The following is a 17,514-nucleotide window of genomic DNA, read 5'->3' as shown; positions in this document are numbered from 1 at the left end:
CCGGGACGGTCCCGCCTCATCCTCCGACGACGGTCCTGCCTGATCCCCCGACGGCCAAGGGCCTTGGTCAGCGGCTCCCGGGCGCACCGGCCCGGACCAGGGCTCGAGCCAGGTCGACGCTCGCCGAAAGGGTTTCGAGGAGGAGCGGCTGCGTGGCGAGAGCGCCCTCGTGGAGCAGGAGGAGCCGGGTGGCGAGAACGGCGGGCTCCGGGCAGCCCGCCGCGGTGGCCAGCTCGCCGAACAGGTTCAGCAGCCAGAGTTTCTGGTCCGCGGCGATGCGGTGCGCGGGATGCGACGGGTCCGGGAGCTCGGCCAGCGCGTTGATGAACGCGCATCCGCGGCTGTTGGTCCCGCTCCAGGTCCGCAGCACGTCGAAGGGCGCGGTGACGGCCTCGACGGGGCTGTCGGAGGCGTCGACGGCGGCGCGGACGAGTGACCGCCACCGCCGGTCACGCTCCGCGAGGTAGGCGGCCACCAGGTGATCCTTCGAACCGAACCGGTTGTAAAGGGTCCTCTTGGTCACGCCTGAGTGCGCAGCGATCAGATCCACGCCCACGGCCGTGATCCCGCGGTTGTAGAACAGCTCCTCGGCGGCCGCCACGATGCGGCGGCCTGCCGGTGTCATGGACTGTGCTTCCGGCATCGGGCGCCTCTTCACTGATCGGTGTAGGGTGGGTGAGGTATACAGATCAGTATACCTGTGAGGAGGTTCGAACGATGGGTGTCCCGGAGACCATGCGGGCGGTGCGGATCGCGGAGCACGGAGGGCCGGAGGTTCTCGAACTGACAGAGGTGGCCGTGCCGTCCCCGCGGGCGGGGGAGGTGCTGGTCCGGGTGAGCGCCGTAGCGCTGAACAACACCGACCTGTGGACCCGGGAGGGCGCCTACGGCCGCCCGGGAGACCCGAAGGCGCTGTCGGGCTGGCGGGGCCCGATCGCCTTCCCGCGCATCCAGGGCGCCGACGTGGCAGGCCGGGTCGTGGCGGTCGGTGCCGACGTGGACGGCGGCCTGGTCGGCCGACGCGTGGTCGTCGACCCGGCGATCTACGACACCGAAGGCCCGGACGCGAACCCGGTGGGCCTGATGGGGAGCGAACGCGACGGCGGCTACGCCGAGTACGTGACCGCGCCGGCCGCGCAGGTGCACGACGTGACGGAATCCCCGCTCACCGACGAACAGCTCGCGACGCTGCCGACGGCCTACGGCACGGCGCTTGGCATGATCGAGCGGGGCCGGCTGCGGGAGGGGGAGACCGTCCTGGTGTCCGGAGCGTCCGGCGGTGTCGGCCTCGCGCTGATCCAGATCGCCCGCGCGCGCGGGGCGCGGGTGCTCGCCGTCAGCAGCGGATCCAAGATCGACGCGGTGCGCGAGGCGGGCGCACACGACGTCGTCGACCGTGCGCACGACGTCGCCGGGCAGATCCGCGCCGCCGCCCCGGAAGGCATCGACGTCGCACTCGACGTGGTCGCCGGGGACCTGGTGAGCGAGTGCCTGCCGCTGTTGCGCGAGGGCGGCCGATGGGTCGTCGCCGGCGCGCTCGGCGGGTTCGACGTGGCTTTCGACGTGCGCCGCCTCTACCTGCACAACGCGCAGTTGATCGGCTCGGCGATGCACACGCCCACGCACTTCGGCCTCCTCATGGAGCTCGCCCGCCAGGCCGCGATCCAGCCCGTGGTCGCCGCGACGTTCCCGCTGGACCAGGCCGCGCGGGCGCAGGAACAGCTCGCCCGCAGGGAACACGTGGGAAAGATCGTCATTCGCCCCTGACGGCCGCCGTCCGTAGGAAGGGCCTGGTCTCCTGCCGGGGACGCGTACGGATACGACGCTCAGCGCAGCCGGACGAGGGCTTCGGCGGTGACGGCATGGACCGGCGGACGCCCCGCGAGCAGGCGCAGCACCTCGTTGACGGCGCTGGCGCCGAGCCGCTGCCTGCACTCGACGCTGCCGGCCCCCTGGTGCGGGGTGAGCAGCACGTTCGGCAGGGAGCGGAAGGGGTGGCCGACCGGCAGCGGCTCGGCGTCGAAGACATCGAGCGCCGCGTCCAGCCGGCCGCTGGTCAGTTCGGCGAGGAGCGCGTCCTGGTCGACCAGCCACGCGCGGGCGGTGTTCACCAGACCTGCCCCGTCAGGCATCAGTGCCAGCTGCTCGGCGCCGAGCATCCGGTGGGTCTCCTCGGTGACCGGGGCGTGCACGGCGACGATCCGGCTTCCCGTGAGCAGTGTCTCCAGCGGAACGGATTCCACGCCGAGCTCCCGGGCGTCGGCGTCGGAGAGGTACGGGTCGGTGACGCGTACCCGTGCTCCCATCGCCCGGGCCATCCGGATGTAGGCCCGGCCGGTGCGGGAGGCGCCGATCACCCCGATGTCGCTGCCGTGGATCTCGTGGCGCGGCGGTGCCTCGCTCGCCGTGGCCCAGTCCAGCCCGCCGCGAAGGGAGTGGTCGAAGCGCTGGATGCGATGGAGCAGCGAGAGGGTGAAGGCGAGCGCCACCTCGGCGACCGGGCGGGCCATCTCGTCACCGGCCTGGGTGACGAGGATGCCCCGACGGAACACGTCCTCGGTGACATAGGGGGCGACCGCCGAGCCGGTGTGCGCCACCAGCTCCAACCGGTCGGCGTGGGACAGGAGCTCGGCATCCACCTTGGGCGCCCGCCACGAGAGGATCAGCGCACGGGCGCCGGGCAGTGCGGCCGCCACCGCCGCCCGGTCGGTGTGCTCGTCGACGACCGTGATCCGCGCGAAGCGTTCCAGCTCCCGCCACACCTCGGGGGTGAAGAACTGGGCGCGCAGGTGCGGCGGTACGGCGACGACCACCCGGGAGGAGCGGTCGGCGATTTCAGGTGAGCCAGGCATCGGGTGCTCCGCAACGAAGGCGTCGTCGGTCACCCAGGGTAGGCCGGGGCCGCCGGGGCGATCTCCTCGGCCTGTCCGGGACGGCGTCCCGGCGCACCGCGAACTCCTGTGCCCCCAGGGCCTGTCGGCGGACGGCCGCTGCGTGCGGCCGGCCACCCGGCGGGCGACGGAACACGGAGGACGGGGCGGCCACCGCAGGCTGCCTCCGCATCCGTACGGGCCACGGTCACGGCGCCCGGCGCGCGCAACCGGTACGGCGACCGCTTCCGATTACCGTCACGCTGTCCGAGCCAGGTCCTGGGGCTCCACACTGTGGGCGAAGGGCATGCCCCGGGCGTAGCGGGTGATCTCGGCGGATGCGTAGTCGGTCATGCGGCCCAGCTCGCTGCCCAGCGAGCCGGCGATGTGCGGGGTCAGGAGCACGTTCGGCAGCCGGAACAGTGGTGATTCGACGGGCAGTGTCTCGGGGTCGGTGACGTCGAGCACTGCCTGGATGCGTCCGGACGTCAGGTGGACGATGAGCGCGTCCGTGTCGACCAGGGAGCCGCGTGCGGTGTTGATCAGTGTGGCCCCGTCGGACAGCAGGGCCAGCCGCCTGGCATCGAACATGTGGTGCGTTTCGGGTAGTTGAGGGGCATGGATGGAGATGACCTGACTGAGCCGGGTCAGTTCGTCGAGGCCGACGGACCGTGCCCCGAGGCGGGCGGCACCGGCGTCGTCCAGATAGGGGTCGTGGACCAGGATGGTGAAATCGAACGGCCGCAGTAGTTCGATCACGCGCCGGCCGGTGCGCGAGGCGCCGACGATGCCGACGACCCGCCGGTAGTTGCCGTGACCGGCGAAGTAGGGCAGCAGCGGGTACGGGGCGCGCCGATCACGGTAGGCACCTGCGCTCTCCAGGATCCGCTTGCCGGTGAGGAGGATCGCGGCCAACGTGTACTCGGCGACCGGCAGCGCGTTGGCCGCCGCGGCGCTGGAGACGGTGATGCCGCGCTCCCACACGGCGTCGGTCACATGGTGCTTGACGGACCCTGCGGCGTGGACGACGGCCCGTAGCCGGGGCATTGCCGCGAGCGCCCGCTCCGTCAGTGGCGGACATCCCCAGTGGGTGAGCAGCACCTCTGTCCGGCCGAGGGCCTTGGCGGCTGAGGGGTCCGCGAAGTCGGTGACCAGCAGGTCCGGATCGAGGTCGGCCACCTCGCGGAGCAGGTCGATGGCACCCTCGTCACGCAGGGCGTCGCGGGTCTCCCGCGACATCGCGAGGGCGGTGCGGGGACGCCGCGGACGGGGGCCGGGTGCGAGCGGGGGAAGGACCTCGGCGGCCGGCGCCGTGGTGTGCCGTGCGGTCATCGTCACTTCACCGCGCCCGCGGTGAGCCCGGCGCGCCAGAAGCGCTGGAGACAGACGAAGGCGATGATCAGGGGAAGGACCGAGACCAGCGCCCCCACGATCGTCAGCATGTAGAACTCCGGGTTCTGCTGGGAGGACTTGCTCCAGATCGCCAGGCCGAGGGTGACGGGGTAGAGCTTGTCGTCGCTCAGCATGTACAGGGGCAGGACGAAGTTGTTCCAGCTCGAGGTGAAGGTGAAGAGGAACAGGGTGACGAAGCCGGGCGCGATCATCGGCAGGCCCACCGAGCGGAAGACGCGCCACTCTCCCGCGCCGTCCATCCGGGCGGCCTCGATCACCTCGTCGGGGATGTACCCCTCTGAGAAGACCCGGGCGAGGTAGACGCCGAAGGGGTTGACCAGCAGGGGGACCAGGACGGCCCAGTAGGTGTTGTCCAGGCCCGCCTTGCCGGCCAGCAGGTACTGGGGCAGCACGAGGACGGCACTCGGCACGAGGACGCCCAGCAGCACGATGCCGAACAGCTTCTCCTTGTGCGGGAAGTCGTACTTGTCGAAGGCGTAGCCGACGGCCGTGCTGACGAGGGTGGAGGCCAGGCAGCCCAGGCCGAAGTAGAGGATGCTGTTGAGCAGCCAACGCCCGTAGATTCCGTCGCCGTAGGTGAACAGGTCACCGAGGTTGGCGAAGAGGTTGAAGTCGGCGAAGGTGAATCCGCCGGTGCCGACGAGATCACCGTGGTCCTTCGTACTGGCGACGAACAGCCACGTCAGGGGCATCAGGGTGTAACAGGCGAAGAGGGCGAGGAGGCCGTTGACGACGGCCTTGGAGGTCCACGAGCGGCTCGGGCGGGCGTGGCCCCGGCCGCCCGGGCGGGGGCCGGGCGGCCGGGTTCGCGTGGGTCCGCTCCCCTCGCCGGCCGTGCGGGGGGTGGGCTGCCCGGTGACGGTGTGCGTGGTCATGCTGCCTTCCAGCGGTTGCCGAGCTTGGTGACTGCGTAGGACAGAAGGCCGGCCAGGAGAGCGATCAGGATCGCCGCCGCGGAGGCGAGGCCGGGCTGGTGATCGACGAACGCCGCCTTGTGCACGTACATCACGGGTGACCAGTCGCGGTTGATGGCCTCCGACTGGGTCGTGAGCATGTAGGGCTCGTTGAAGAGCTGGATGGCGCCGACGCAGGTGAACAGGAGGCTAAGGACCAGGGCGGAACGGATGTGTGGCACCTTGATCCGCAGCGCGGTGCGGATTGCCCCGGCGCCGTCCATCATGGCCGCTTCGAGCGTCTCCCGGGGGATCGCCTGGAGCGCCGCGTAGAGGATCACCATGTTGTATCCGACGTAGTGCCAGGTCACGATGTTGACGACCGAGGGGACGGCCAGCGGCGAGGAGAAGAAGTCCACGCTGATGCCTGCGGAGCCGAGCCAGTCCATGACCGGGCTGAGGCTGGGGGAGTACAGGTAGACCCAGATGATCGCCGCGATGACGGTAGGCACCGTGTAGGGCAGGAAGAGGGCGAGCTGGAACAGCCGCTTGGCCCGTGCGACGGTCGAATCCAGCAGGAGGGCGAGCAACAGCGCCGTGCAGGTCATGAGCGGGATGTAGATCGCCACGTAGGCGGCGACGTTCAGGAACGAGGCGCGCAGTGCCGTGTCGCCGAGTGCGTCGGCGTAGTTGCCGAGGCCGACGAAGACGCTCTCGGTGCCGCCGAAGCCGAGACCGGAGGACTCCTCCTTGAACAGGCTGGTCCAGAGCGCGTAGCCGATGGGGGCGACCATGACGAGCGTGAAGAGGACGAAGAAAGGTACGAGGTAGGCCGCGGCGGCACGCTGTCGGGCGCGTCCGGCCGAGGGGCGAACAGGGGCTGGGGCCGGAACTGTCATGAAGTTCTCCTGACCGTGGCACCCGGGGCAGCGGGGCCGGAACAGTGGTGGATCAGGGGGCTAGGGCCTCTCGTTTGGATCATGCTGGGCTCGCGCGCCCTGGCACCGCACCTCGCGGCGTTGTCGTCAGTCGGCAACGCTCCGCGTTGACTCCCTCCTCCGCCTTGCGATGCACGGCACCAGACCCCGCTCCCTGATCCAGCCTGATCCAAACGAAAGACCCTAGGCGACCGGATGGGGCGGGCCGAGGTGGTGTGCCGCGGGGCCGACGTGCCTGAGATGGCGGGATCGGCGGCCTTCGTGGCGCGTCGACGTGCGGCGAGCCGGGCTTCCGCGGCGCTCGCGCCACCCGGGCCGGCCCACCAGGTCAGGCACCTCTGCGGGACCCATCCGCGGCGAGTGGCCGCCGCACCAGGCCGGGCCGGGGCGCGGCTGGTATGTCGCGGGTCCGCCGGGCGTGGGGTCAGCCGGCGGTCTTCAGTCCCCGGTCGTCGAGCGCCTTCAGCGCCGCACGCTGGGCCGCCTCGAACCCGGCCTCCCAGCCGCCCTTGGCCACGGTGCTCTCGAACGCCTCGTTCACCGAACCCTGCACCGGACCCCAGGTCCAGCCGTCGCCGATGGTGTCCACCTGGTCGGCGGCGACCTGGTAGAGGTCGTTGGCGAAGTAGCCGCCGGCGGCTCGGGTGAACTCCGTCGCCGCGACCTTCTGCATGCCGGGGTCGGCGGGCAGGACACTGCTCGGTGCCTCGGCGTCCGCGAGCCGGGCCTTCATCGCGGCCGGATCGGTGGTGAGCCACTCGATGAACTCGGCCGCGCCCTCGATGTGGTCGCTGCCCTTGGGTACGGCGAAGGAGGTGCCGCCCCAGGTTCCGGTGGCCGGTGTGCCGTCCCATGTGGGCAGCGGAGCCACGGCCCACTTCTTCTTCTGTTCGGGTGTCTGGGATATCAGGCCGGCTCCGCTCCAGGGGGCGCCGATGAACGCGGCGACTTGATTCTTCTTCTTGGCGGTGCTCTCCTCCTCGCTCCAGGCGGGGTGGTTGAACACCAGGCCGTCGCGCACCAAGCCGTCCCAGAACCCGGCGACCTTCAGGGCTGGCTCGTCGTCGATGTGCACCGTCCAGGCGTCGCCCTCGACGCCGAAGCCCTGCGAACCGGCCTGCCAGGCCAGTCCGTTGATGAACGGGATGTCGCCGCCCTTGGGGATGTTGAGGATGCGGGCCCCCTTGTCCGCGGCCTTGATCTTCTTCGCCGCCTTCTCGAACTCGGCCCAGGTGGCCGGGACTTCCACGCCTGCCTTCTCGAACAGGTCGGTGCGGTAGTAGAGAAGTTGCGGGGTGACGTCGAAGGGGACGCCCCACGTGCGGCCGCCGGGGGTGACCAGCGACTGGAGGCTCTCGGGGAATGACTTGACCAGTTTCCCGGAGTGTCCGGTCAGGTCCTCCAGGTTCCCCTGGCTGGCGAACTCGGGGAGCATCGCGTACTCCATGCCCACGACGTCCGGTGCGTTGCCGCCCTTGATCGCACTGTCGATCTTGGAGTAGCCGTCGGCGCCGGCGGTGATTTCGGTGTACTCGACCTTGATGTCCTCGTGGGTGGCGTTGAACTCCTCGACGACGTCTTTGGTGCCGACCATCCAGGACCACATGGTGAGGGTGACCGGCTTGCCGTCCGAGGCCCCGGATGTACCGCCGCCCTCGCCGCCGCAGGCGGTGACGAGGAGGGCCAGACAGCCCAGGGCGGCTGTGAGGGCGAGGCGGGGTATGCGGTGGGCGGGCTTCATCTGCACTGGCTCCTCGATGAGCAAGGCGCCTCAGCGACCGGAGGCGATTCCGCTCATCTTTTGCGCAGAACGATCGCCCGTCAAGAGCAAACAACCAATTCGATCAAAACAATCAACTGCTGCGCCCGGGATCAGCGCGGTGGAGCGCAGGACGCCCGCACGGTGAGCCGGGGCACCAGCGAGATGTGCCGGCTCGGCGCCGATGTACCGGGCCCCGCTCCGAGCCTGGCGAACATCATCTCGACGGCGGTCTCCCCCACGGCCTGCCGCGGCGGTGCCACAGCGGTCAGCGGCACGTCGGCCAGCGCCGCCATCTCGTCCTCGTACGCCACCAGCGACATGTCGCCCGGGAGGGAAAGGCCGCGTTCGCGCAGCCGTTGCACCACGCCGATCGCGGTCTGGTCGTTGTGGACGATCGCGGCGGTGACCCCGCCCTCCGCCACCGACCGGTACAACGACCGGGCCGCCGCCTCCAGGCCGGCCGGGTCCTCCGGATCGACGGTCACGGGCTGCGACGCCGAGAGGCCTCGCGCCGCCATGGCGGCCTCGTACCCCTCCCGGACCTGCGGTGACGTCGGGTTGTCCTGAGCGAGCAGGGCGATCCGCTCATGGCCCAGCCCGGCGAGGTGGTGGACGGCGGCGGCGCCCCCGAGTGCATGGTCGGAGCGCGCGCTGTCCAGTCCGGCCAGCCTGCCCCCGAGGGGGACGCGCCGGTCCACCAGAACGGCCGGGACCCGGAGCGCCAGCAGCTGTTGCTCCTGTTCGGGGCTGGGCACCCCGCGTTCCCAACTGGGCTGAATCAGCAGGCCGTCGACGCCGCCGTCGAGCATCCGTCCGATCTGTGCGGTGTCCTCCTCGGACCGCCAGTGGGCGATCCCGAGCACAAGTCGGCCGCCGCGCGCCGCGACCGCGTCCTGAGCACCCCTGACCAGCTCCGCGAAATAGTGCTCCATGCTGGGCACCACCATGCCCAGGACCGTCCCGGCGGCCGCTGCGACCGGGACGGGGCCGGGCTGCACGGGCTGCACGGGCTGCGCGGGCTGCACAGGCGGCTCGGGGCACGTGACCGAGCCGTGCAGCCGTACCAGCCGCCCCTGTTCGGCCAGCGTCTCGACATCGCGCCGCACGGTGACGGCGGAGACCCCCAACTCCTCCGCCAGCTCCGTGACCCGCAGTTCGCCTCGCCTGCACACGATCTCCAGCACCCGTTCGTGGCGCTGATTGACATGCGACCGCATCCGTCGTCCTCCTGATGATTCCCCCGATTGGTGCACGTTCCACCGTACTCCAATGATCGATTCTTACGAACCTTACGTATTGAGCATCTTGCGTCCCCCGTGCTAGAAATCCACCACCCGCACTCGCGCCTCTCCCTCCCGCGTTCCTCCTCGGTCTTCCTCCCTCCGTCTTTGGAGACGCCATGCCCACACCCTGGTCCCGCCGCGGATTCGTCAAGGCGACGGGAGGTGCCGCTGCCGCGCTGGGTCTCACCGGAACCGCCTCGGCGGCGATCCCGACCACTCCCGCCCACGCCGCGCCGACCGCGTCCGTCGAGTTCGAAAGCCTCAGAGCCACCTGGCGCGGCCTGATACTCGGCTCCGGCTTCAGCCCTACCGCGGAGCCGTTCGCCTCCAAGCTCGTCCAGTTGGGCACCAACGCCACCGGCTGGCGGACCACGATGCGGCCCGCGCCGGGCTCCCTGTGGCCGGGCATGGTGTGGCTGGACCCGGATCCCGACACGGACACCGAGTCGTACACCTACTCCGCGCAGATCCAGCTCACCTTCCAGCGGCTGCGTTCCATGGCGGAGGCGTATGCCCAGCCCGGCACCGGCCTGACCGGGGACGACGCCTTCGCTCACGATGTCGTGACCGGCATCCGGCACGTGGTCACCGACGTCTACCACGCGGGCCGAGCCCGCTACGGCAACTGGTACAACTGGCAGATCGGCGGGCCCCACGCGCTGCTGGACGCGGCGACCATCCTCTACGACCACCTGGACGCCGAGCTGATCGCCACGATCACGGAAGCCGTCCGCGCGTTCGTACCGGACAGCGCGGTGGCCTCGTACACGGGCACCTCGACCGGCGCCAACCGCGTCGACCTGTGCCGGACGATCGCGCTCAGCGGCCTGGTCGGCGAGGACGCGGACCGGCTCGCTCTCGCGTCCGGGGCCCTGTCCCCGGTCTTCCCCTACGTGACGTCCGGGGACGGCCTCTACCGTGACGGCTCCTTCGTCCAGCACACGTGGGTGCCCTACGCCGGGTCGTACGGCGCGGATCTGTTCACCGGCCTCAGCCTGCTGTGCGCGCTGCTCGCCGGCTCCCCGTGGGAGATCACCGATCCGGCGCGGGAGAACTACTTCGACGCCGTCGAACGGGCCTGGGCCCCCTTCCTCTACAACGGCCTGTGCATGGACGCCGTCTCCGGACGCGCCGTCGCACGGGGCCTGCCGCCCGGCGATCCCGGTGGCGCCAACGACGACCATCTGCGCGGCCACTCGATCATCGCCTCGATCGTCGCCCTGGGCCGCGCCGCGAGCCCCGAGCAGAACGCGCGCTGGCGCGCCCTGGCCAAGGGATGGATCCAGCGGGCGTACTTCAGCCCTCCGCACACCAACCCCATGCTCGGCGTCTACAAGCTCGCCCAGCTCCAGAGCGTCGTGGACGACACCTCGGTCAAACCCCTGCCCGAGCCGGTCGCACACCGGCTCTTCCCGTCCCAGGACCGGGCGGTGCACCGCCGCCGGGGGTGGGCGGCCTGCCTGTCCATGGCCTCCGACCGGATCGCGCACTACGAGTGGGGCAACGGGGAGAACCTGCGCGGCTACCACACCGGGGCCGGCTGGCTGTCCTGGTGGGGGGACGACTACGCCAACGAGCAGTACTCGCAGACCTTCTGGGCCACCGTGGACCCCAATCGACTGCCCGGGATCACCGCTTCCAGGAAGGAGCTCGCCGACGGCCAGGGCGGCCAGTGGGGCGCCGAACGCCCCGCGGCGAAATGGGTGGGCGGCACGACCGACGGCACGTACGCCGCGGTGGGCCAGCATCTCAAGGGTCTGGCCTCGACACTGGAGGCACGAAAATCCTGGTTCTTCCTGGACGAGGGCATCGTCTGTCTGGGCGCCGGCATCACCGCCACGGACGGCGAGGCGGTCGACACCGTGATCGACAACCGCCGCCTCGGCCCCAGCGGCACCCACGCCCTGACCGTGGACCGCCACCGCAAGCCCGGCACCCCGGGCTGGACCGAGACGCTGAGCGACCCGGGCTGGGCGCACATCGCCGGCCACGGCGGCTACGTCTTTCCGGCGGGCGGCCGCATCACGGCGCTGCGCGAGGAGCGCACCGGCCGATGGAGCGACATCAGAACCGGCTCGTCCACCGCCCCCCTCACCGACCGCTACCTCACCCTGTACGTCGACCACGGCGTCGACCCGGCCGACGGCGCCTACGCCTACGTCCTGCTGCCCGGCGCCAGTGCCGCCCGCACCGCGGCCCATGCCGCGGGCGCCCGGGGACTGCTCGGAACACTCGCCAACACGTCACGGGCCCAGGGCGTCCACGTCCCCTCCCTCGGCGTCACCGCTGTCAACTTCTGGGCGGCCGGAACGGTCGGCGACCTCACCGTGAGCGCCCCCTGCTCGGTGCTGATACGACACCGGAACGACGGCACCGCGGTCGTCTGTGTCTCCGACCCGACCCGCACCCTCACCACGCTCACCGTGACGTGGCGGCACCGGACCACCGCGGTCGTCTCCCGCCCCGCCACGGTCGAACAGGCCATACCCGGACGGGACCTGACCGTCACCTTCGGAGATCTCACCGCCGAGGCAGGCGCCACCCAGAAGATCACGGTGAGGACAGCATGACGGCGACGGCACGACGTACCACCGCCGTGCTGGCGGGTTTGGCCTGCTTCCTCGCTCCCGCCACCCCGGCGCGCGCAGCGACCGTCTGGGACGGTGACGCGGCACGGGGCGCCGGAGTGTTCGGCAGCGTGGAGTGCGACGAGCCCGGCAGTCTGGTCACCGCCGCCAACCAGGACGGCCACGGGACCGTCTTCCGGTTCACCAAGCCCGGCGGTCTCATCCGCTGCGAGTCCCGGGGCATCGCGGTGGGCGGTACCCGGTACGCCTTCGCGCCCGGCTCCACCTACTGGCTGGGCTGGGAGTCCCAGCTGTCCACCGTCAGCGGGGACTTCGTGGTGTGGCAGTGGAAGTCGTATCCCAACGCGGAGCAGAACTACCCGCTGATCATGACCGTCAAGGACGGCTCGGTGCGCCTTTTCCACGTCGGTACGGACGCCACGTGGCACCTGATCTGGTCGGCGCCGGTCTCGGCCGGGGCATGGAACCGATTCGCCCTTGGCATCCACACCTCCGCCTCGGCCGGATCAGGCTGGGTGGAGCTGTCCTTCAACGGGACCCGGCAGACCTTCACCGGCGGCGGCCCCCGCTACGCGGCACGCACCTGGGACAGCGCCAACGAACCCAAGTGGGGCGTCTACGACCGGGACACCCCACAGAGCGACGTCGTGAACCGACTGGACCGGCTGCGGGTGGGCACCACCTACGCGGACGTCGGTTGACCTGCCGTGCACGACGAGAGAGACAGAGGTGACCGTCGATGACCGAACGACCGGCGGACGGCGTTTTCACCGTGACCGACAGCGGATTCGCCCTGGACGGCCGGCCGGTACGGCTGCTGTCGGGCGCCCTGCACTACTTCCGGGTGCACGAGGCCCAGTGGGCGCACCGGCTGGAAACGCTGCGGGCGATGGGGCTCAACTGCGTCGAGACGTATGTGCCGTGGAACCTGCACGAGCCGTTTCCCGGACAGTACCGGGACGCGGAGGCGCTGGGCAGGTTCCTGGACGCGGCACACGCGGCGGGCCTGTGGGCCGTCGTCCGGCCCGGTCCGTACATCTGCGCCGAATGGGAGAACGGCGGGCTGCCGCAGTGGCTCACCGGCACCGTGGCAGGGCAGGTCCGCACCAGGAACCGGGCGTACCTGGAGCCGGTGCGCCGCTGGTTCGGCCGTCTGCTGCCCCAGGTCGTGGAGCGCCAGGTCCACCACGGCGGCCCGGTGGTCATGGTGCAGGTCGAGAACGAGTACGGCAGTTACGGCTCCGACCAGGAGTACCTGCGCGAGCTGGCCGAAATCCTGCGCGACGGCGGGGTGACGGTGCCACTGTTCACCTCCGACGGGCCCGAGGACCACATGCTCACCGGCGGTTCGCTGTCCGGTGTCCTGGCCACCGTGAACTTCGGCTCGGACGCGGCCGGTGCCTTCCGCACGCTGCGCCGGCACCAGCCCACCGGGCCGCTGATGTGCATGGAGTTCTGGTGCGGCTGGTTCGCCCACTGGGGCGCCGGTGAGCCCGAGCCGCGCGAAGCCGGGGACGCGGCGGCGGTACTGCGCGAGATCCTGGAGTGCGGGGCGTCGGTGAACGTCTACATGGCACACGGCGGGACGAGCTTCGGCGGCTGGGCGGGCGCCAACCGCGCGGGCGGCCTCCACGACGGCGCCTTCCAGCCGACGGTGACCTCCTACGACTACGGTGCCCCCGTCGACGAACGGGGCAGGCCCACGGAACTGTTCCGGCGCTTCCGCGAGGTACTGGCCGACTTCGCCGACACCCCGCCGCCTCCTGTGCCGGCCGCCTGGCCGGTCCTCACAGCACCGGCCACGGCCGTGCTCGACGCGTGGACGCCGCTGGACGAGGTGATGGACACGCTCGGCGGAACGGAGGGTGCCTTCGGGATGGCGCCGACTTTCGAGGAGCTCGATGTCGACCGGGGCCTGGCGCGCTACCGTGCCCGCCTTCCCGGCCCCCGCCCACCACTGCCGCTGTCCCTGCCCGGCGTACGGGACCTGGTCCGGCTGTCCGTCGACGGCGTCGAGACCCCGGTAGGTGCGGCGGTCGCCGGTCCCGCCGAGCTGGAGCTATGGGTGGAGTCCCTGGGGCGCGTCAACTACGGGCCCCGCCTGGGGGAGACCAAGGGGCCGACCGGCGGGATCCTGCACGAGCGGCAGTACGTGCACGGTGTGAGCGCACGAGGCCTGCGGCTGGACGCGTTCGACGACGGGAAGGCGGTCGCCGGGCTGCCGTCCCGCCTGCCGGAGCGGGGCGAGCCGGGCCTCTACCGGGGCAGCGTCGACGTACCGGGCCCCGGGGACGCGATGCTGGAACTCCCCGGCTGGGGAAGGGGCTTCGCCTGGATCAACGGCTTCTGCCTGGGGCGGTACTGGTCTGCGGGCCCGCAGACCGCCCTGTACGTCCCCGGTCCCGTACTCCGTCCCGGGGACAACGAGGTGTGGGTGCTGGAGACGGAGCGAACCGGTGGCACCCGGGTGCGGCTGGTATGAGCCCGTGGCCGTTGGGGTCGAGCCGGGCACTCCTCGCCCGCGATCACCCTCGGTTACTATGCACACTTCATGCCGGAGGCCGGAAGCAAGGGGCGCACTGCCATCGACGGACTGCTCGGGGACGAGAAGATCGGGAGGCCGGCTGAGACTCCCCAGATTCTCCCCAGGCCCGTTGACGGGTGATTCCCACTGTTGCATCCCTCCAGGGCTTACCGTGGATTACGAGGTTGAATAGATGGGTGGCCTGGGATAGTGCTGACAGAGGTAACCGCGACCCGCTATGTCACGCCCCTGCGTGAAGGCGGTTCGCTCCCCGGGATCGTCGAGGCGGACGATCTCGGCACGTACGTCATGAAGTTCACCGGTGCCGGACAGGGCCGCAAGACCCTGGTCGCGGAGGTCATCTGCGGAGAGCTCGGCAGGCGGCTGGGGCTGCGGGTGCCGGAGCTGGTGACCATTCAGCTCGACCCCGTCATCGGTCTCGCCGAGCCGGACCAGGAGGTGCAGGAGCTCCTCAAGGCCAGCGCCGGGCTGAACCTCGGGATGGACTTTCTGCCCGGCTCGCTCGGATTCGACCCGCTCGCGTACGAGGTGGGTGCGGCGGAGGCCGGGAAGGTCGTCTGGTTCGACGCGCTGATCAACAACGTGGACCGGTCGTGGCGGAACCCCAACATGCTCGTCTGGCACGGGGAGCCGTGGCTGATCGACCACGGGGCCACCATGATCTGGCACCACAACTGGCCGGGCGCGCAGGCCTCCGCGGCCAAGCCGTACAACGCCTCCGACCATGTCCTCGCACCCTTCGGTCCGGACATCGCCACTGCGGCCGCCGAGCTCGCCCCGCTGGTCACGGAGGAGCTCCTCACCGAGGTCGCGGCCGAGGTGCCGGACGAGTGGCTGGCGGACGAACCCGGCTTCGAGACCACGGACCAGCTGCGCCGGGCGTACGTGGAGCCGCTGCTGGCGCGTGCCGGCAGCATCCATGAACGCATCCTCATGGAGGGGCCCACGAAGACCCGGCCCAGTCAGGCCCCCGGGTGGCTCACCGAACGCCTGACCCCTTGGCCGCATCCCACCAAGAAGGACCGGGACGCGCAGGCGGGCGCCGGGAACAGCAAGGACGGCGGCCGATGAGCGAGCGCGATGTCTTCGAGTACGCGGTCCTGCGCGTCGTGCCGCGCGTGGAGCGCGGTGAGTGCTTCAACGCGGGCGTGCTGGTGTACTGCCGGGCCAAGTCGTTCGTCGCCGCGCGGACGCACCTGGACGAGCGCAAGCTCAAGGCGCTGGACCCGCGTGCCGACGTACTCGGTGTACGGGCCGCACTGCGGGCGGTCGAAGGGGTGTGCGGCGGTGGCGAGGCCGCGGGCCAGGCGGCCGGTGACGATCCGGGGCGGCGCTTCCGCTGGCTGATCGCGCCCCGCTCCACGGTCGTCCAGCCGGGCGTCGTGCACAGCGGCCTGACCACGGACCCGGCCGCCGAGGTCGAGCGGCTGCTCGATCTGCTGGTGCGCTGATTCCGGGGCGGTGCCGCCGTCCGGGAGCCACCGGGCGGCGGCACCGCCCGGTGTGACATGCGCCCGGGCCTCCGTGTGCCGTTGACACCGGGTGCCGGGGCTTCTAGCGTCTCGTCTGCTGAAGGTACTAAGCGGTTGCTCAGTTATCGGGAACTTCCTGACGTCCGCTGAGCCGCGATCCAAGGGCGAGGAGAACCAAGCATGTCCACCACCGAGCAGCGCGTCGCCATCGTGACGGGAGCGGCACGGGGCATCGGCGCCGCCACCGCCGTACGCCTGGCGGCCGAGGGCCGCGCCGTCGCCGTACTCGACCTCGACGAGGCGGCGTGCAAGGACACGGTCGAGAAGATCACCGCCGCCGGGGGCAAGGCCCTCGCCGTCGGCTGCGATGTGTCGGACAGCGCGCAGGTGGAAGCCGCCGTCGCGCGTGTCGCCGCCGAGCTGGGCGCCCCGACGATCCTCGTCAACAACGCGGGCGTGCTCCGCGACAACCTGCTCTTCAAGATGAGCGAGTCCGACTGGGACCTCGTGATGAACGTCCACCTCAAGGGCGCGTTCCTGATGGCCAAGGCCGTCCAGTCGCACATGGTGGAGGCCAAGTTCGGCCGCATCGTCTCGCTCTCCTCCTCCTCGGCGCTGGGCAACCGGGGTCAGGCCAACTACTCCGCGGTCAAGGCCGGTCTCCAGGGCTTCACCAAGACGCTCGCCAAGGAGCTCGGCAAGTTCGGCGTGACCGCCAACGCCGTCGCCCCCGGATTCATCGTCACCGAGATGACCGCCCAGACGGCCGCGCGGGTCGGCATGGGCTTCGAGGAGTTCCAGGCCGCCGCCGCGACGCAGATCCCCGTGCAGCGCGTGGGGCGCCCCGAGGACATCGCCAACGCGATCGCCTTCTTCACCGGCGATGACGCGGGCTTCGTGTCCGGCCAGGTCATGTACGTCGCCGGCGGACCGCTCAACTGACCCCGGAAGGGCAACGGACACCATGACTGTGCAGGACAGTGGCAAGGTCGCGCTCATCACGGGCGCGAGCCGGGGCATCGGCTACGGCATCGCGGAGGCTCTCGTCGCCCGGGGCGACCGGGTCGTCATCACCGGCCGTGGCGAGGACGCCCTGAAGGAGGCCGTGGAGAAGCTCGGCGCCGACCGGGCCGTCGGCATCGCGGGCAAGGCGCACGACGAGGCGCACCAGGCCGCGGCCGTCGAGCGTGCCATGGAGGCCTTCGGCCGGGTCGACTACCTGGTCAACAACGCCGGTACGAACCCCGTCTTCGGGCCGATGGCCGAGCTCGATCTCAACGTCGCCCGCAAGGTCTACGAGACCAATGTGATCTCGGCGCTCGGATTCGCCCAGCAGACCTGGAAGGCGTGGCAGCGGGACAACGGCGGGGCGATCGTCAACATCGCCTCGGTCGCCGGTGTCTCCGCGTCCCCGTTCATCGGCGCCTACGGCATGAGCAAGGCCGCGATGGTCAACCTGACCCTCCAGCTGGCGCACGAGTTCGCGCCGGTCGTGCGGGTCAACGCGATCGCCCCCGCCGTGGTGAAGACCAAGTTCGCGGAGGCGCTGTACGAGGGCCGTGAGGCCGAGGCCGCTGCGGCCTACCCGCTGGGCCGTCTCGGCGTTCCGGAGGACATCGGCGGAGCGGCGGCGTTCCTCACGTCCGAGCAGTCCGCCTGGGTCACGGGGCAGACTCTCGTGGTCGACGGCGGTATTTTCCTGAATGCGGGCGTGGCCTGAGACAGGCCTGCGCCGGTTTGGCCCTGATTG

The 17,514-nt window shown here is 70.8% G+C and carries 15 protein-coding genes; 8 read left to right on the top strand and 7 right to left on the bottom strand.

Annotated features, from left to right (window positions below; translation table 11 throughout):
- Positions 1-67: 67 nt before the first annotated feature.
- Complete coding sequence (locus ACIP63_RS18560; protein WP_401516801.1) at positions 68-643, bottom strand: TetR/AcrR family transcriptional regulator; 576 nt, start codon at positions 641-643, stop codon at positions 68-70.
- Positions 644-717: 74 nt separating this feature from the next.
- Here ACIP63_RS18560 and ACIP63_RS18555 point away from each other — a divergent pair, with 74 nt between their 5' ends.
- Entirely contained in the window at positions 718-1,767 is a 1,050-nt protein-coding gene (locus tag ACIP63_RS18555; RefSeq protein ID WP_401516800.1) for a zinc-binding dehydrogenase, read from the top strand.
- A 59-nt stretch (positions 1,768-1,826) separates the two neighbouring features.
- Here the strand turns inward: ACIP63_RS18555 and ACIP63_RS18550 are convergent, their stop codons facing one another.
- The 6 genes from ACIP63_RS18550 to ACIP63_RS18525 form a co-directional block, all read right to left on the bottom strand.
- On the bottom strand, positions 1,827-2,852 hold the full coding sequence (locus tag ACIP63_RS18550) for a hydroxyacid dehydrogenase (protein WP_401516799.1): 1,026 nt from the start codon (positions 2,850-2,852) through the stop codon (positions 1,827-1,829).
- Between the two features lie 276 nt (positions 2,853-3,128).
- Complete coding sequence (locus tag ACIP63_RS18545) at positions 3,129-4,202, bottom strand: hydroxyacid dehydrogenase (protein ID WP_401516797.1); 1,074 nt, start codon at positions 4,200-4,202, stop codon at positions 3,129-3,131.
- A 2-nt stretch (positions 4,203-4,204) separates the two neighbouring features.
- On the bottom strand, positions 4,205-5,158 hold the full coding sequence (locus tag ACIP63_RS18540; RefSeq protein ID WP_401516795.1) for a carbohydrate ABC transporter permease: 954 nt from the start codon (positions 5,156-5,158) through the stop codon (positions 4,205-4,207).
- A complete protein-coding gene (locus tag ACIP63_RS18535) occupies positions 5,155-6,075 on the bottom strand; it encodes a carbohydrate ABC transporter permease (RefSeq protein WP_401516793.1) in 921 nt (306 codons plus the stop codon). Before ACIP63_RS18535 ends, ACIP63_RS18540 begins: the two co-directional genes overlap by 4 nt.
- Before the next feature lie 463 nt (positions 6,076-6,538).
- Positions 6,539-7,855 (bottom strand): ABC transporter substrate-binding protein, encoded by a 1,317-nt coding sequence (locus ACIP63_RS18530; protein WP_401516791.1) that lies wholly within the window; start codon positions 7,853-7,855, stop codon positions 6,539-6,541.
- Between the two features lie 131 nt (positions 7,856-7,986).
- A complete protein-coding gene (locus ACIP63_RS18525; protein ID WP_401516789.1) occupies positions 7,987-9,093 on the bottom strand; it encodes a substrate-binding domain-containing protein in 1,107 nt (368 codons plus the stop codon).
- Positions 9,094-9,275: 182 nt separating this feature from the next.
- Between ACIP63_RS18525 and ACIP63_RS18520 the strand changes: the two genes are divergently transcribed.
- The 7 genes from ACIP63_RS18520 (at position 9,276) to ACIP63_RS18490 (ending at position 17,484) form a co-directional block, all read left to right on the top strand.
- Complete coding sequence (locus ACIP63_RS18520) at positions 9,276-11,729, top strand: polysaccharide lyase 8 family protein (RefSeq protein WP_401516787.1); 2,454 nt, start codon at positions 9,276-9,278, stop codon at positions 11,727-11,729.
- A complete protein-coding gene (locus tag ACIP63_RS18515) occupies positions 11,726-12,448 on the top strand; it encodes a heparin lyase I family protein (RefSeq protein WP_401516785.1) in 723 nt (240 codons plus the stop codon). The genes ACIP63_RS18520 and ACIP63_RS18515 overlap by 4 nt, the downstream gene beginning before the upstream one ends.
- A 38-nt stretch (positions 12,449-12,486) precedes the next feature.
- Positions 12,487-14,229, top strand: a complete 1,743-nt coding sequence (locus ACIP63_RS18510) for a beta-galactosidase family protein (RefSeq protein ID WP_401516782.1) — start codon at positions 12,487-12,489, stop codon at positions 14,227-14,229.
- A gap of 252 nt (positions 14,230-14,481) precedes the next feature.
- Positions 14,482-15,363 carry a HipA family kinase gene (locus ACIP63_RS18505; protein WP_401516780.1) on the top strand — a complete coding sequence of 294 codons (882 nt, stop codon included), beginning with the start codon at positions 14,482-14,484 and terminating at the stop codon, positions 15,361-15,363.
- Complete coding sequence (locus tag ACIP63_RS18500; protein WP_393765499.1) at positions 15,360-15,743, top strand: DUF3037 domain-containing protein; 384 nt, start codon at positions 15,360-15,362, stop codon at positions 15,741-15,743. Before ACIP63_RS18505 ends, ACIP63_RS18500 begins: the two co-directional genes overlap by 4 nt.
- Positions 15,744-15,944: 201 nt before the next feature.
- Entirely contained in the window at positions 15,945-16,706 is a 762-nt protein-coding gene (gene fabG, locus ACIP63_RS18495; protein ID WP_037831334.1) for a 3-oxoacyl-ACP reductase FabG, read from the top strand.
- 22 nt (positions 16,707-16,728) lie between these two features.
- Positions 16,729-17,484 (top strand): SDR family oxidoreductase, encoded by a 756-nt coding sequence (locus ACIP63_RS18490; protein ID WP_356717139.1) that lies wholly within the window; start codon positions 16,729-16,731, stop codon positions 17,482-17,484.
- The last annotated feature ends 30 nt before the right edge of the window (positions 17,485-17,514 follow it).

This window comes from Streptomyces sp. NPDC088746, from assembly GCF_044751065.1.
In the GTDB taxonomy this organism is placed as follows: Bacteria; Actinomycetota; Actinomycetes; order Streptomycetales; family Streptomycetaceae; genus Streptomyces.
The sequence above is the reverse complement of the archived record's forward strand: the minus strand, read 5'-3'. Positions and strand labels throughout refer to the sequence as shown.

Coding starts and splice junctions, on each gene's coding strand:
- ACIP63_RS18560 (WP_401516801.1), bottom strand. CDS start 643: ATGCCGGAAGCACAGTCCATGACACCGGCAGGCCGCCGCATCGTGGCG.
- ACIP63_RS18555 (WP_401516800.1), top strand. CDS start 718: ATGGGTGTCCCGGAGACCATGCGGGCGGTGCGGATCGCGGAGCACGGA.
- ACIP63_RS18550 (WP_401516799.1), bottom strand. CDS start 2,852: ATGCCTGGCTCACCTGAAATCGCCGACCGCTCCTCCCGGGTGGTCGTC.
- ACIP63_RS18545 (WP_401516797.1), bottom strand. CDS start 4,202: ATGACCGCACGGCACACCACGGCGCCGGCCGCCGAGGTCCTTCCCCCG.
- ACIP63_RS18540 (WP_401516795.1), bottom strand. CDS start 5,158: ATGACCACGCACACCGTCACCGGGCAGCCCACCCCCCGCACGGCCGGC.
- ACIP63_RS18535 (WP_401516793.1), bottom strand. CDS start 6,075: ATGACAGTTCCGGCCCCAGCCCCTGTTCGCCCCTCGGCCGGACGCGCC.
- ACIP63_RS18530 (WP_401516791.1), bottom strand. CDS start 7,855: ATGAAGCCCGCCCACCGCATACCCCGCCTCGCCCTCACAGCCGCCCTG.
- ACIP63_RS18525 (WP_401516789.1), bottom strand. CDS start 9,093: ATGCGGTCGCATGTCAATCAGCGCCACGAACGGGTGCTGGAGATCGTG.
- ACIP63_RS18520 (WP_401516787.1), top strand. CDS start 9,276: ATGCCCACACCCTGGTCCCGCCGCGGATTCGTCAAGGCGACGGGAGGT.
- ACIP63_RS18515 (WP_401516785.1), top strand. CDS start 11,726: ATGACGGCGACGGCACGACGTACCACCGCCGTGCTGGCGGGTTTGGCC.
- ACIP63_RS18510 (WP_401516782.1), top strand. CDS start 12,487: ATGACCGAACGACCGGCGGACGGCGTTTTCACCGTGACCGACAGCGGA.
- ACIP63_RS18500 (WP_393765499.1), top strand. CDS start 15,360: ATGAGCGAGCGCGATGTCTTCGAGTACGCGGTCCTGCGCGTCGTGCCG.
- fabG (WP_037831334.1), top strand. CDS start 15,945: ATGTCCACCACCGAGCAGCGCGTCGCCATCGTGACGGGAGCGGCACGG.
- ACIP63_RS18490 (WP_356717139.1), top strand. CDS start 16,729: ATGACTGTGCAGGACAGTGGCAAGGTCGCGCTCATCACGGGCGCGAGC.